The 12,248-nt window shown below is 66.2% G+C and carries 16 protein-coding genes; 3 read left to right on the top strand and 13 right to left on the bottom strand.

Features of this window, described 5'->3' with window-relative positions:
• Position 1 precedes the first annotated feature (1 nt).
• Positions 2-1,576 carry a sensor histidine kinase gene (locus KAK09_RS00375; RefSeq protein WP_247650985.1) on the bottom strand — a complete coding sequence of 525 codons (1,575 nt, stop codon included), beginning with the start codon at positions 1,574-1,576 and terminating at the stop codon, positions 2-4.
• An 84-nt stretch (positions 1,577-1,660) separates the two neighbouring features.
• Here KAK09_RS00375 and KAK09_RS00370 point away from each other — a divergent pair, with 84 nt between their 5' ends.
• On the top strand, positions 1,661-1,846 hold the full coding sequence (locus KAK09_RS00370) for a hypothetical protein (protein ID WP_210876851.1): 186 nt from the start codon (positions 1,661-1,663) through the stop codon (positions 1,844-1,846).
• 10 nt (positions 1,847-1,856) lie between these two features.
• Here KAK09_RS00370 and KAK09_RS00365 read toward each other — a convergent pair whose 3' ends face one another.
• From KAK09_RS00365 to KAK09_RS00325, 9 genes are read right to left on the bottom strand one after another with little or no spacing between them, the layout of a single operon-like run.
• Positions 1,857-2,648 (bottom strand): ABC transporter permease, encoded by a 792-nt coding sequence (locus tag KAK09_RS00365; RefSeq protein WP_210876850.1) that lies wholly within the window; start codon positions 2,646-2,648, stop codon positions 1,857-1,859.
• The gene (locus KAK09_RS00360) at positions 2,645-3,361 is read right to left on the bottom strand and encodes an ABC transporter ATP-binding protein (protein WP_210876849.1); all 717 of its coding nucleotides are present in this window, start codon (positions 3,359-3,361) and stop codon (positions 2,645-2,647) included. Before KAK09_RS00360 ends, KAK09_RS00365 begins: the two co-directional genes overlap by 4 nt.
• Positions 3,348-3,998: an ABC transporter ATP-binding protein gene (locus tag KAK09_RS00355; protein ID WP_210877340.1), complete on the bottom strand. Its 651-nt coding sequence runs from the start codon at positions 3,996-3,998 to the stop codon at positions 3,348-3,350. Before KAK09_RS00355 ends, KAK09_RS00360 begins: the two co-directional genes overlap by 14 nt.
• Positions 3,995-4,747: an ABC transporter permease gene (locus KAK09_RS00350; protein ID WP_210876848.1), complete on the bottom strand. Its 753-nt coding sequence runs from the start codon at positions 4,745-4,747 to the stop codon at positions 3,995-3,997. The genes KAK09_RS00355 and KAK09_RS00350 overlap by 4 nt, the downstream gene beginning before the upstream one ends.
• Positions 4,737-5,702 (bottom strand): ABC transporter substrate-binding protein, encoded by a 966-nt coding sequence (locus tag KAK09_RS00345; RefSeq protein WP_210877339.1) that lies wholly within the window; start codon positions 5,700-5,702, stop codon positions 4,737-4,739. Before KAK09_RS00345 ends, KAK09_RS00350 begins: the two co-directional genes overlap by 11 nt.
• 28 nt (positions 5,703-5,730) lie before the next feature.
• Positions 5,731-5,991: a PepSY domain-containing protein gene (locus KAK09_RS00340; protein WP_210876847.1), complete on the bottom strand. Its 261-nt coding sequence runs from the start codon at positions 5,989-5,991 to the stop codon at positions 5,731-5,733.
• A gap of 15 nt (positions 5,992-6,006) precedes the next feature.
• Complete coding sequence (locus tag KAK09_RS00335; protein WP_210876846.1) at positions 6,007-6,468, bottom strand: cupredoxin domain-containing protein; 462 nt, start codon at positions 6,466-6,468, stop codon at positions 6,007-6,009.
• 28 nt (positions 6,469-6,496) lie between these two features.
• Positions 6,497-7,468: a YVTN family beta-propeller repeat protein gene (locus KAK09_RS00330; RefSeq protein WP_210876845.1), complete on the bottom strand. Its 972-nt coding sequence runs from the start codon at positions 7,466-7,468 to the stop codon at positions 6,497-6,499.
• A gap of 11 nt (positions 7,469-7,479) precedes the next feature.
• Positions 7,480-8,667, bottom strand: a complete 1,188-nt coding sequence (locus tag KAK09_RS00325) for an ABC transporter substrate-binding protein (protein WP_210876844.1) — start codon at positions 8,665-8,667, stop codon at positions 7,480-7,482.
• A gap of 258 nt (positions 8,668-8,925) precedes the next feature.
• Here KAK09_RS00325 and KAK09_RS00320 point away from each other — a divergent pair, with 258 nt between their 5' ends.
• Positions 8,926-9,468, top strand: coding sequence for an SRPBCC family protein (locus KAK09_RS00320; protein ID WP_210876843.1), 543 nt, complete (start codon positions 8,926-8,928; stop codon positions 9,466-9,468).
• Positions 9,452-10,378: a YncE family protein gene (locus KAK09_RS00315; protein ID WP_336244400.1), complete on the top strand. Its 927-nt coding sequence runs from the start codon at positions 9,452-9,454 to the stop codon at positions 10,376-10,378. The genes KAK09_RS00320 and KAK09_RS00315 overlap by 17 nt, the downstream gene beginning before the upstream one ends.
• On the opposite strand, the gene KAK09_RS00310 is transcribed toward KAK09_RS00315, so the two are convergent.
• From KAK09_RS00310 to KAK09_RS00300, 3 genes are read right to left on the bottom strand one after another with little or no spacing between them, the layout of a single operon-like run.
• Positions 10,372-10,911 carry a PQQ-dependent catabolism-associated CXXCW motif protein gene (locus KAK09_RS00310; protein WP_210876841.1) on the bottom strand — a complete coding sequence of 180 codons (540 nt, stop codon included), beginning with the start codon at positions 10,909-10,911 and terminating at the stop codon, positions 10,372-10,374. The genes KAK09_RS00315 and KAK09_RS00310 overlap by 7 nt on opposite strands.
• Positions 10,908-11,753 (bottom strand): substrate-binding domain-containing protein, encoded by an 846-nt coding sequence (locus tag KAK09_RS00305; RefSeq protein ID WP_247650983.1) that lies wholly within the window; start codon positions 11,751-11,753, stop codon positions 10,908-10,910. Before KAK09_RS00305 ends, KAK09_RS00310 begins: the two co-directional genes overlap by 4 nt.
• Positions 11,737-12,231 carry a c-type cytochrome, methanol metabolism-related gene (locus KAK09_RS00300; protein WP_210876839.1) on the bottom strand — a complete coding sequence of 165 codons (495 nt, stop codon included), beginning with the start codon at positions 12,229-12,231 and terminating at the stop codon, positions 11,737-11,739. Before KAK09_RS00300 ends, KAK09_RS00305 begins: the two co-directional genes overlap by 17 nt.
• Positions 12,232-12,248: the final 17 nt, after the last annotated feature.

The raw sequence follows: 12,248 nt of genomic DNA, 5'->3' as shown, positions 1-12,248 counted from the left end.
GTCACCCCTCCGGCCAAAGTACCGTAATGCACAGCCCCGGCGCATCCCCGAGCGCGTCATCCTTCGGCACGGGGCTTGTCAGCCGCATCTCGCCGCCCTCCGCCTCGACCACCCAACGCGCCAGCGCCAGCCCGATGCCAAATCCCTCGGCGCGCCCACGTTCCCCCCGCGCGAACCGCTCAAGAACGCGCGCCTGATCCTGCGCCGCGATGCCGGGGCCATTGTCGATCACGGACAGCCCCGCCCTGCCCTCCGAGACGACCGCGCGCAGCGCCAGACGCCCGCCGCTGCGCGCATGGGTAATGGCGTTGCGCATCAGCCCCGCAACCACCTGTCGCGCCCAGTTCGGATCACAGATCACCGCGCCCTCGGGCACCGCGCCTGTCTCCAGCACCAGCCCCGCCGTGTCGATTTCGGCGCGCATTTCGGCCACCGCCTCCTTGGCGATCCGCGCAAGCGGCATCCTGACCGGATCAAGCGCCAACTGCCCGCTGTCAGAGCGCGCAACGCGCAGCAGATCGTCGATCCGCCGGTTGAGCCGTGCCGCGCGCCCCTCGATGGTGGCAAAGGCGGTGCGCGTGTCCCCCGTGCTTGCCTGCTGGCCGATCTGCGCCTCGGTCAGGATCACGGTGAGCGGCGTGCGCAATTCATGGCTGATATCGGCAAAGAAACGACGGCGGTTGTCGTCCACCTCTTCGAGCCGCGTGTTGGCGGCGCGCAGATCCTCGGTGCGCGCGGCGATGGTCTCGTTGAGGCGCGCCCATTCGGCGCGCACCTCCTCGCGCCTTTGGGCCAGCGCGCGCGCCATGCGGCCCGTTTCGGTATAGAGCCGCCCGATCTCGTCATCCTCGCCTTCGGGCAGGACCACGGCGAAATTCTCCTGCCCGATCTCGCGCGCGGCCTCGTGCAGACGGTCGAGGCGGCGGAATTGCGGGTGGATGACCAGGAGATAAAAGCCCGCGACCAGCGGCAGGCTCAACCCGCCGATGATCACCGCCGTCAGGCTCAGCCCGCGCCGAAGCGCGTCGATGCCCGCCAGCGCCTCGTTGCGGAAAAGCACCTCGGTCTGCACCGCCTGATTGAGCAGCGGATCGAAGCGGCCCGCGAAAGTGTCGAGATGGGCGCGCAGGACCGCAGGGTCGTCCTCGTCCGAGCGCAGCGCGCCAAGCGTGCTATGCAAAAGCGCCTCCATCCGCGCAAGGCCCAGCGATTGCGTCGCCTGTCGCGATTGCGCGTCCAGCCCGTCGGCGGCGGCCACTCCCCGCTCCAGATCGCCGCGCAGGCGGGTAAAGGTCTGCGCGAGCGCGCCCGCCACCGGCTCTAGCCGCTCGGCGCGCACTGGTGGCGGCTGCCCCGATTGCACCGTCTCGGTCGCGATCACGAGCAAGGTCGAGACCTCGCGCGAGAGGGTCGAGTAACGCGCCAGCCGCGCCTCGGTGCCGAGCGCCGCGTCGAGCCGATCAGCCACGCGCATGAGGCCGATATAGAAGATCGCGGCGGCCAGAAGCGTCAGCCCCCCGAGGATCGCCGCCCCGATCCCGAGCCGCGCCTTGAGCGAGGTGGCGCGCCCCCTCATGACCGCCTGCGACATTGGCGCGCAGGGGGTGACAAGGACCGCGAACGCGATAAACTCAACGCAGTTTTTAACGGATTTACACCAATGGTCGAATTACTCTTTCTCACCTGCCTTATCGCCACACCCACCGACTGCCAGGAACGCCGTCTGGTCCTCGGCCACATGACCCCCGCGCGCTGCATAGCCGCGGCGCAGCCCGAATTGGCGCGGTGGAGCGAGTTGCACCCGCAGTTACGCATCACCCACTGGCACTGCCGGATAATGTCCTGAGCCACCGCCCCTACCCCTTGCGCCGCATGAGCGCACGGCCCGGATCATAGGCCCAGATCGCCAGCACGCCGAGTGCTGCGGCCCAGACTAGGACCCAGAAAAACGCGCCCCAATTGAGTTGCAGATGGGCCGCGAAGCGGATGAGTTCTACCGCGTGGGTGAACGGGTTGGCGGCGCTTATGTCGTGCAGAAGCCTGGAACTTTCTGCCATGCGCCAGAGCGGATAGAGCGCCGAGGAGAGAAAGAACATCGGGAAGATGACGAAATTCATGACGCCCGCGAAATTCTCCAACTGCTTGATGAAACTTGACAGAACCAGCCCAAGCGCCCCCAGCATCAGCCCTGCGGGAATGAGCGCGGGCAAGACCGCGACATAGCCCCATCCCGGCAGCACCACGCCGAAAAGCGCTGCTGCGCCCAGAAACGCATAGACCTGCAAGACCGAAATCAGTGTCGCCCCGAGCAGGCGGCAAAACAGCAGCCAGCCGCGCGGGAAGGGACTCGTGAGCAGCAGGCGCATGGACCCCATCTCGCGGTCATAGACCAGGCTGAGCGAGCTTTGCATTCCGTTGAACAAAAGCACCATCGCGCAAAGCCCCGGCACGATATAGGTCTCGTAGGTGATATAGGTCTGGTAGGGCGGGATGATCGACAGGCCGAGCGCCGCGCGAAACCCGGCGGCAAAGACCACAAGCCAGACCAGCGGGCGCACGAGCGCCGCCAGAAACCGCTCACGCTGATGCACGAAGCGCAGGAATTCGCGCGCCATGATGGCGCGCATGACGCCCAGATATGCGCTCATGCGACCGCCTCCGTATGGGCAAGGAACCACTCGGCCAGCGGCTGCGCGCCGCGCACCTCCCGCGTGATTCCATCGGCCAGGATGCGCCCCTGATGCAGCACCAAAAGGCGGTCGCTGTCGCGCACCTCGTCGGTCAGATGCGTGGTCCAGAGCACCGACAGCCCCTCATCGGCCAGATCGTGCACCTGCGCCACGATCGAGGCGCGCGCGGCGGCGTCAAGCCCCACGGTCGGTTCATCCAGAAGCAACACGCGCGGCTCGTGCAGAAGCGCACGCGCCAGTTCCATCCGCCGCCGGTGCCCGCCATTGAGCGCGCCCACCTTCTCGCCCGCGCGTTCGGCCATCGACAGCCGCGCAAGCGCCGCGTCGATGCGCGCAGCCAGCCCCTTGCGCGGCAGGCCGTGAAGGGCGGCGAAATAGGCCATGTTCTGCCGCACGGTCAGGCTCAGATCGAGGGTCGGCTGCTGAAACACCACGCCGAGCGCGCCAAGCGCGCGGCGCGGCGCGGATCGCAGATCGTGCCCGGCAAGGACAATCCGCCCCTCGGGTGCCACCAGAAGCCGCGTGAGCAGCGAAACCAGCGTCGATTTGCCCGCGCCATTAGGGCCGAGAAGCGCGCAGAACGTCCCGCGCGGAATGGCAAAGGACACCTCCTCCAGCGCGCGTTTCGCGCCGTAGCGATAGCTCAGCCCGCTGACCTCAAGCTCGGCCATGCCCCTCTCCCTTATCATCCGCCCCACCCTGCCCCGGCGCGGCGTCCTCGGCAAGGGTCGCAGGCCGCCCCGTGAGGCGCAAGATGCGCGTGGCCAGCCGCGCGGCCTCGGCCTCTGCATGGGTGACGAGAAGCGTGGCAGGCCGCGCCTCGGCAATCAGGCTCTCGGTGAGCATCAACATGGTCTCGGCGGTTTCGGGATCGAGCGAGACGAACGGCTCGTCGAGGATCAGCAACTCGGGCCGCCCCGCAAAGGCGCGCGCCAGAGCCAGCCGCCGTTGCTGCCCAAGCGAGAGCTGCCCCGGAAAGGCCGCACCCTTATCCCCGAGGCCCACGCGGTCAAGTGCGGCGCGCGCAGCACTCTGGCTCAATCCGGGATGCACCAGACGCAGGTTGTCGAGCGCCGAGCGCCAGGGCAACAGCACCGGCTCCTGAAACACCATGGCAAGGCGGTCGGGGCGGGTCACGCGCCCCTCAAAGTCCCGGTCGATCCCGGCCACAATCCGCAAAAGTGTGGATTTGCCGATACCGGAGGGGCCGAGAATGGCCAGCACATCCCCCGCCGCGATGGAAAACGCCACCGGCCCCAGCACAGGGGTGCCGCCAAACGCCTTGGCGCGGATCGCCACCTCGGTCATGCCGCCCGCCAGCGCCGCACGCGCCGCTCCCAGGGTTGCAGGATGCGCCATTCCACCACCAGCATCACCGCGATGAACGACAGCGCATAGACCAGCACCATCGCCACATCGAACAACTGGAAATACATGTGGATCTGAAAGCCGATGCCGTTGGAGCGGCCCAGAAACTCCACCACCAGAACGATCTTCCAGATCAGCGCCACGCCCGAGCGCGCAGCACCTGCGATATAGGGCGCAAGCTGCGGCAGGATGACATGGCGCAGCCGGGTGCGCGCGGGCATCGCGTAAACCCGCGCCATGGCGTCAAGATCGGGGCTGAGCGCGCGCGCGCCCTCACGCAGGACCGTGGCGACATTGGGGATCTTGTTGAGGCTGACGGCGAGGATGGCCGCCACCTCGGTCAGGCCGATCCAGAGATAACACAGCACAATCACCACCAGCGCAGGCAGATTGAGAAACACCACCAGCCACGGATCGAGCCAGCGATCGGCCCGCGCCGAGCGGCCCATGACAAGGCCAAGCGCCACCCCGATGCTCATGGCCAGCAGGAAAGCCGCGATGACCCGCCCCAGCGTCGCGCCAAGATGGCGGGGCAATTCGCCGCTGCGCACCTCTTGCAGGAGGGGCGCAACCAATTCCCAGGGCGCGGGCAGGATCATCGCATCGCCGGTCAGAAGCGCCGCGACGGCCCACAGACCCAGAAGCGCCGCGAGCGAGAGCGCCCCCGTGCCGCGCGCCTCAGGTGACATCGGCGAAAAGCCCCTCGGGCAGGTCGCGCACCGGCCCCATCAGCGCCTCACCACCCAAATCCGCCATGAGCGCCAGCATCGCGCGCGCGCCTGCGGGATCGACCGGGCCGCGCCGCGGGACACCATCGAGCCAGCCTTCGCGCAGGGCGGCAAATTCGGCGTCATCCGTGGCGCCCATCAGCGGGCGCAGCGCCTCCCAGGCAGCCTCCGAGCGGGCCATGATCTCCTTGGCCTCGCGGCTCGCATTATAGAACGCCTGCGCCAGACCGGGATGGGCGGCAAGGAACCTTTTCTTGAGGTAATAACCGATCAGCGGCGTCTCCGGGTCAAGACCAAGCACGCCCGCCGCCTGCGCCACGGAAACCAGATCGCGCATTCCGCCCGCGCGCATCCGCGCAAGGAAATGCCAGAAATTCACCACCCCCCCATAGCCGCCGCGCAGGGCGGATTTGTAGATCAGCGGCGGCGCGCCATAGACTTGGCTTGTCTCGGCGGCCAGATCCATGCCGTGTTGCGCCCGCGCATAGGCCCGCAGGATCAGCCAGGATTTGTCAAGCGGCCCGCCCGCAATCCCGATCTTGCCGCCGCGCAGGTCCGCCAGCGTCCGCGCCGTGCTCTCGCCCGGCACGACCACGCCCCCCACCGCGCGCGAATAGGGGATCATCACATAATCGCGCCCCGCCATCCGCTGCCGCGCGAGCCAGATCATGTCGCTCACCGCCAGATCCGCCGTGCCCCCTTCGACCGCCAGATGCGCGGCGGTGCCATCGGCATAGCCCTGCACCGTCAGGCGAAAGCCGTGCTTTTCGTCCAGCCCCTCGCGCAGGATGGTCTGCAATTCCCAGTTCACCGTGCCGATGCGCAAGACGGCGGCGCGGATCACCGGAACGCCCTGCGCCAGCGCGGGCCAGCCCAGGATCAGCGGCAGGCCCAGAAACAGGCGGCGGGAGGGCAGCGCCCCCCCGGCCCGCACAGCTATGGCGTCATTCCTCACGCTGTTCGATCACCTCGAAATTGACGTTGAGTTTGATGTCATACTGCTTGCCGCCCTTGCAGATCACATCGTCAAGATCATAGACGCCGTCCTCAAACTCGATATCGTCGGGGTCCATCTGACAGTCCATATCGGCCAGCAGCGCCTCGACCCTGGCGATGGTTTCGGCGTCTGGGTGGTCGTCATCATGGGCCGCGAACGCGGGCATGGCCAGAAGCCCGGCAAGGGCAAGCGACATCAGGTGCTTCATGGGAACTCCTTATGGTTACTGAATGGTAAAGGTGACTTGCTGGCTCTCGCCGGTGGAGCCGGGAATGCGCAGCACATGACGGCCCGGCTTGATGGCGATGAAGGACAGTTCCACCGTGCCCGCCCGGTCGAACTCGATCGAATCGATCGCCATCGGGCGGATTTCGATATCGTTGATGACGATCTCGTTCATCCAGATCGCACGAAAGAAATCGGGCCCGGAAATGGCCAGCTCCGCCGAGCCGTCGGCGGTGATCTCCAGCTTGTAATAGGCCCCCGATTCAAGCGTGTGATCCTCGCCCAGAGGCTGCCCAGAGGCCAGCGTCAGATGGATCGTCTCGCCCCGGTTGCACTTGGCCAAAAGCCCGGCAAAGCCCAGGTTGTCGCAAAGCGGCGCGGCATGGGCGGGCGCGGGGACCAGGGTGGTCACGGGTGCGGCCAGCAGGGCCAGCGCGCAGGCGGTCAGAACTTTCTTCATCTTTCGTCTCCCTGTCTTCGGTTGGCGGTCAGTCGATGGTCACGACGCCCCAGGGCGCCTGACCCACGGCGATCGAACGGACGGCCTTTTCAGCGGCCACGTCGATCACGGTGATGTCGTTGGAATTGCCGTTGGTGCTGAGCAGGTATTTCTGGTCGGGGGTGAAATCGAGCTGCCAGACGCGCTGCCCCACGAGGATGTAATCAAGCACCTCAAGGCTTTGGCCATCGACCACCGCGACGCGGTTGGCGGGCCCGAGCGCGACAAAGACGCGGCTGCCGTCCTCTGTCACCTTCACCCCCACCGGCTGCAGCCATTCTGGCTGCACGCCGGGCACCTCGAATGTGATCTTGTGCACGACCGTGGGCGCGCCGTCCTCGGCGATGTCCATCACCGTCACCGTGCCGCCGATCTCGGACGAGACATAGAGCCGCGTGCCATCGGCAGTGTATTGCGCATAGCGCGGGCGCTGATCCACCAGCACGTTGTATTTGATCTCGTAATCCTCGGTCGAGATGAAATGCGCCATGTTCGTCGTCTCAGAGGTGTTGACGACGAATTTGCCATCGGGGCTGATGCCCATGCCCTCGGGTTCTACCCCCACGGGAATTTCGGCAAGTATGGTGCGCGTTTCGGTATCTGTTACGGTCACGAGGTTGTCGTCCTCATTGGCGATGAAAAGCCGCTTGCCGCTTTGCTCGAGCACGAAAAGCTCCGGATCGGGCCCCGAGGGCAGGCTCGGCAATTCCTCATAGGTTTCGGTATCGAATACCCGCACGAGATCGTCATCAGAGGCGCAGACATAAAGTTTCTTGCCATCGGGACTCACGGTGATGCCGCGCGGACGGTTACCACCCGCAAACTCGGTGATGACCTCCCATGTGTCGGTGTCGATCACGGTAATGGTGTTGCCGCGCTCGTTCGACACAAACGCCTTGCCGGCCAGCGCCGGGGAAAGGCCAAGCGCCACGAGGGCGGTGCTGAGAAGCAGGGTTTTCATGCGCATCTCCGTCAGTTGAAAGCGGTGCAGGCGGATTCGGGACGATCAAGCCCCAGCGTGTCGAGCGGCGAGATCTGGTGCAGAAAGCCCTCCTGCGGGCTGACGCTGACCGTGGTCCAGCCGTCATAGAGAAGGACCGGCTGGCGCAACTGGCCGTTCCAGTCGCGGAACGTGACCTTCTGCCCCTTGAAGGCGGCCAGATCGAAGCTGTCCGACAGCGCATAGGCGCGGATCGCGTCCGGCTCTGCCGACCCGGTGCGCGTCACCGTCTCGCCGATCACCCGCAGCGCCAGCCAGACGTTGTAATCCTCGGGTGCCACGCGGCGTTGCGTCAGCTTCTCGAAGCGGGTCTGGAACTGCGTCGCGCCCCAGGCTTCGTGCGTGGCGTTCATGGTCACGGGACGCAGCCCGCCCGAGCCCATCACCGGGCGCGGCGTCCACAGGTGATAAGGCAGGTAGCCGGCGAAATAATCGGTGGCATCGGCGGCGATCACCACATCATGTGCGCGCGCACCCTGCATGAACACGGGCAATTGCCGCTGAATGAGTACATGGCCGGAATCAGTGCGCCGACTGCCGCCGGTATCCTCGAAGATGCGCGTCTCCACCAGCTTCGCGCCGAACTTGGCCGCTGCGCGGCGAAATGCCTGGCCGAGGGCCTGGTCAGCGGGATTGGAGCCTTCGACAAGGAACCAGTTGCGCCATTGCTTCCACACCGCGAACTGCGCCACGGCATCGGCCAGCATCTGGTTGGACGGCGCGACATGCAGCAGGTTGGCGCGGCACTCGGCATCGCGCAATTCGATGTCGGGCGCGGATGCGTTGAAGACAAGCGCACCCGCTGCCCCCGCCCGATCGGTGAGGCGCAAGAGATCCTCGGCCTCGGCCTGCACCACGATCAGGCGCACGCCATCGGCAAGGATCGCGTCTAGCGCAGCATCGGCCTCTTCGGGCGTGGCGGCGTGTGTCGTGGTCTGATAGGTGTGACCCAGAAACCGGCCCGTTGTGCCGTTGTCCTCATCCGCCAGCGCCGCGCCCGCGAATCCGATATCCCCGGCGCGCAGATCGTGGCGCGAGACCGGCAGCAGGCGCGGGTAATCCACCCGCAGCACCGCCGCGCGCACCTCCACCGCCTGGGCCACTTGCCCCGAGAAAAAGATCATCGTCAGCGCGCAAAGCGCCTGTCGCCAGCCTGACATTCTTCCCTCCCTTGCCCGAGTCACGAGCCTCCCCGGACCATAGGCCGCGCGCCCTTCACAAGGCACCCGCTACCTTTGGCCGGGTTGTCAGACTCACCTTATCAAGCCGACACTGAAGCTCGATTCTTATTTTATAAGAGTGCGTCAAGAGACTGATAAAAATGGTCTTTTCGGCGCCCCTTTGAGTTGTTCGCACCTTTGTGAGCAAGGCATATTCGGAGGATCAAATCGGCGGCATCGCCGGGAAAGGGAGGACAGATGAAAAGACGCACACTCATGCTTGCCGGGGCATTGATGCTCTTACCGGGGCTGGCGCTCGCCCATGGACCGACACGGCAGAAGGTGACGGTGACAACCGAGCTGGCCGCCGAACCGGCCGAGGTCTGGGCCGCGATCGGCAATTTTCAGGACATGGGCTGGCACCCGGCGGTGCATTCCTCGACCGGAGAACGTGGCAACGAGATAGACGCCACGCGGCGGCTGGTTCTGGGCGGTGAGGACGGCCCGACCATCGACGAAGAGCTGTACAAATACGACGCCGATCAGATGACCTATTCCTACCGCATCACCGATGTGGATGTGGCGGTGCTGCCGGTGACGAATTATTCCTCGCATCTCACGGTGAAGCCGCGCGAGGGCGGTGGCTCTGTCGTGGAGTGGCGCGGCGCGTTCTATCGCGGCTATCCCAACAACGACCCACCGGCCGAGTTGAACGACGAGGCCGCCATCGCCGCCGTCACCGGTGTCTATGAGGCCGGGATGCAGGCGTTGGTGGCGCGGTTCGGTGCGCCGGGGATCTGAGGCGCTCGCGCTTGCGCTGCTCGCCGCCCCGGCGGTGGCAGACTTGGCCTATGTCACCTGCCAGAGTGGCGAGGAGGTCTCGGTGATCGACCTCGCCACGCTCAGCGAGGTGGCCCGTTGGCCGCTGCCGGGCAAGCCTGCGGGCGTGGCGGTGGTGGCGGGCGCAGTCTATACCGTCGCCGCAGAGACCAAGACCGTGCGCCGTCACGCGCCCTCGGGCGCGCTGATGGCCGAGGCCGTGCTTGACGGTGGCCCCATCGGCATTGCGGTGGACGCGGTGCGCGGGCGGGTCTTTGTCTCGGACTGGTATGAGGCGCGGGTGCGGGTGCTCGATGCCGCGACACTCATGCCGCTTGCCGATCTCGCCACCGCCGCCGCCCCGGCGGGCCTCGATCTGTCGCCCGACGGTCGGTTTCTGGCCGCTGCCGAACGCGATGCCGACCGGGTCTCGGTGTTTGACGCAGCCACGCTTGCGCCGCTCTGGCAGGCCCCGGTCGGCATCCGGCCTTTCGGGCTGCGCTTTGCCCCCGACGGACGGCTTTTCGTGGCAAATGTGGGCAGCGACGACGTAACCGTTCTGGACACCGGGACCGGCGCGGCCCTCGCAACCATCAAGGTCGGCGCGCGGCCCTATGGGGTGGGCTTCGCGGGGGGGCGGGCCTTTGTCACCAACCAGTATGCCGAGACGATCAGCGTCATCGCGCTCAACACGCTGGCGGTGGTGGCTACGCTCGACGTGGGCGAGTATCCCGAGGGGGTGGACAGCACCAGAGATGGCCTTATCGCCGTTGCCAACTGGTTCTCCAACACACTGAGTGTGATCGACGCCGAAACCCTTGAGACCATAGCCGAGATCGAGACCTGCGACGGGCCGCGCGCCTTTGGTGCCTTTGTCGCGCCCGCTCAGTAGCCCGGTTCGGCGGCCACCATCCCGAGCGGATAGCCCGCCCTGGCCCAACCGTCGGTGCCCTCGGGCAGCCAATGCACAGCCGTATACCCATATTCCAAAGCGCGTTTGGCGGCGTTCCAGGACATCCAGCACTCGGCAAGGCAGAAGATCACGAGCGGTTTTGCCATGTTGCCACCGGTCGCCTGTTCCAGCCCGGCCTTGAAATACGCCTCCGTCACCTCGGCAATCGCGCCATAACCCACATTCGGCAGCCAGCGCGCGCCAGGGATCGAGGCCCGCGGCTGTTCGCGCCAGATCGTGCCGGCGGGCAGGTTGGCGGGCCTGGGCGGGCGTGGCAGCACGTCGACAAAGGCCGCACCCGCGCCCCAAAGCGCATGCGCCTCTTCGACCGACAGAACCCGTGCGCCCGGTAGAGTGTCGGGCACCGGCGCGCGGTAATTGTCCATCCGGTAGCCCTCGGGCCCTCGCACACCCTGCGCCACAGCCGTCACCGAGAGCGCGAGAAGCGCGGCGAGAAAGGCCGCGTGTCTCATGGACCCGGCACGACAAGCGCCGTGCCCATGTCATTGGCCAAGGGTACGCCCGCCTCGTGCAACAGCGCGTCGATCTCGCCCTGGTGGCGGCGGATGAGGGAATTGAGCTTGCGCTGCCAGACCTTCTCACCCTGCCGCACGCCCATCGTGATGCGGTAGAATAGGCGCGGCGCGCCCTCTTCGCGCACCATCGGAATGACCTTGAGGCCGGGATGCGCGCGCTTGACCAACGGCCCGCCCAAAGGCCCCCACAGGATCGCCGCGTCGATCTCGCCCGCCTCCAGATCGGCCAGCATGTCCTGCGCCGGGCTTTGATGGCGGCGGTCCACGATGAGCGGGTAGCCTCTGGAGCGCGCGATCAGCCCGTGCCGCGCCAGATGGGCACCGGGCGGCGTGCCCGCGACAATGCCGATGCGCCGCCCCTTGAGGCGCGGATCGGCGAGTGTTTCCACCTCCGCCAGATCGCCACCCGCAGGCACGATCAGCGTATAGACCGAGGTCATGTAATGATTGGTGTTGAGCACCAGTTCGTGCCCCTGCGCGTAACCGATCACGACATCGCATTTCTTGTCGCGCAGCGTGTTGCGGATAAAGCCGGTGGACATCGGATACCACTCGTAAGTGACCGACACGCCCAGCTTTTCGGCGATCAGTTCGGCAAGCACGTTCTCATATCCGCTGCCATCCTCCGACGACATGGGCGCATTCGCGGGGTCGGCGCAGACGCGCAGCGCATCCACCGCCACCAGATCCGAGGTCTGCGCCAGAGCGCCCGCCGCAAGCCCCGCGCCAAGCGCGAGACCTGCCGCCGCACGGCGCAATCCCTCAGCCCATGCAGGCAAGTTCGGCCTCCGCGATCTCATCGGATTTGGCATCCTTCTTCGCGGGGCGGCCCCGCGCCACGCCTTCGACACCGCGCGCCTTGAGATAGACGTAGATATCGTCAAGGTAGCACATGACGTTCAGGTTATCGCCGAAATGCGGCATGACCGAAGTGCCGTTCACACGGCCGTTCACGACGACATCGACGAAATCGTAGTAATCCATGTTCAGCGCCGATTTCTTCAGCGCCGGCGCATAGGTCGAGCCTTCGCCGTCGGGGCCGTGGCAGACATGGCATTCCGAATGGTAGCGGCGGAAACCCGAGAAGGTCAGCCAGTCGACCGTGCCATCCTCGGCCACATTGAAGGTCGGGATGTCGTCCTCAGTGTAGTAGCGCCCGCCCTCGTCATAGGCGGCGGTGATGTTGTCTTGCGCGGCGGCGGCGGTGGCGAGACCGGCGGCCAGCCCGGTGGCGAGAAGCCGTGGAATGAAGGTCATGCTGTCCTCTGTCTGGT

Origin of the sequence: Roseovarius autotrophicus (genome assembly GCF_018069895.1) — a bacterium.
GTDB classification, from domain to species: Bacteria; Pseudomonadota; Alphaproteobacteria; order Rhodobacterales; family Rhodobacteraceae; genus Roseovarius; species Roseovarius autotrophicus.
This window is presented reverse-complemented; position numbering and strand designations above follow the sequence as displayed.

What these genes read in the sequence shown, in the direction of transcription:
- KAK09_RS00355 (WP_210877340.1), bottom strand. Translation starts at nt 3,998, where the DNA reads ATGACCGAGGTGGCGATCCGCGCCAAGGCGTTTGGCGGCACCCCTGTG.
- KAK09_RS00365 (WP_210876850.1), bottom strand. Translation starts at nt 2,648, where the DNA reads ATGAGCGCATATCTGGGCGTCATGCGCGCCATCATGGCGCGCGAATTC.
- KAK09_RS00340 (WP_210876847.1), bottom strand. Translation starts at nt 5,991, where the DNA reads ATGAAGCACCTGATGTCGCTTGCCCTTGCCGGGCTTCTGGCCATGCCC.
- KAK09_RS00370 (WP_210876851.1), top strand. Translation starts at nt 1,661, where the DNA reads ATGGTCGAATTACTCTTTCTCACCTGCCTTATCGCCACACCCACCGAC.
- KAK09_RS00310 (WP_210876841.1), bottom strand. Translation starts at nt 10,911, where the DNA reads ATGAGACACGCGGCCTTTCTCGCCGCGCTTCTCGCGCTCTCGGTGACG.
- KAK09_RS00300 (WP_210876839.1), bottom strand. Translation starts at nt 12,231, where the DNA reads ATGACCTTCATTCCACGGCTTCTCGCCACCGGGCTGGCCGCCGGTCTC.
- KAK09_RS00375 (WP_247650985.1), bottom strand. Translation starts at nt 1,576, where the DNA reads ATGAGGGGGCGCGCCACCTCGCTCAAGGCGCGGCTCGGGATCGGGGCG.
- KAK09_RS00330 (WP_210876845.1), bottom strand. Translation starts at nt 7,468, where the DNA reads ATGAAAACCCTGCTTCTCAGCACCGCCCTCGTGGCGCTTGGCCTTTCC.
- KAK09_RS00350 (WP_210876848.1), bottom strand. Translation starts at nt 4,747, where the DNA reads ATGTCACCTGAGGCGCGCGGCACGGGGGCGCTCTCGCTCGCGGCGCTT.
- KAK09_RS00320 (WP_210876843.1), top strand. Translation starts at nt 8,926, where the DNA reads ATGAAAAGACGCACACTCATGCTTGCCGGGGCATTGATGCTCTTACCG.
- KAK09_RS00360 (WP_210876849.1), bottom strand. Translation starts at nt 3,361, where the DNA reads ATGGCCGAGCTTGAGGTCAGCGGGCTGAGCTATCGCTACGGCGCGAAA.
- KAK09_RS00325 (WP_210876844.1), bottom strand. Translation starts at nt 8,667, where the DNA reads ATGTCAGGCTGGCGACAGGCGCTTTGCGCGCTGACGATGATCTTTTTC.
- KAK09_RS00335 (WP_210876846.1), bottom strand. Translation starts at nt 6,468, where the DNA reads ATGAAGAAAGTTCTGACCGCCTGCGCGCTGGCCCTGCTGGCCGCACCC.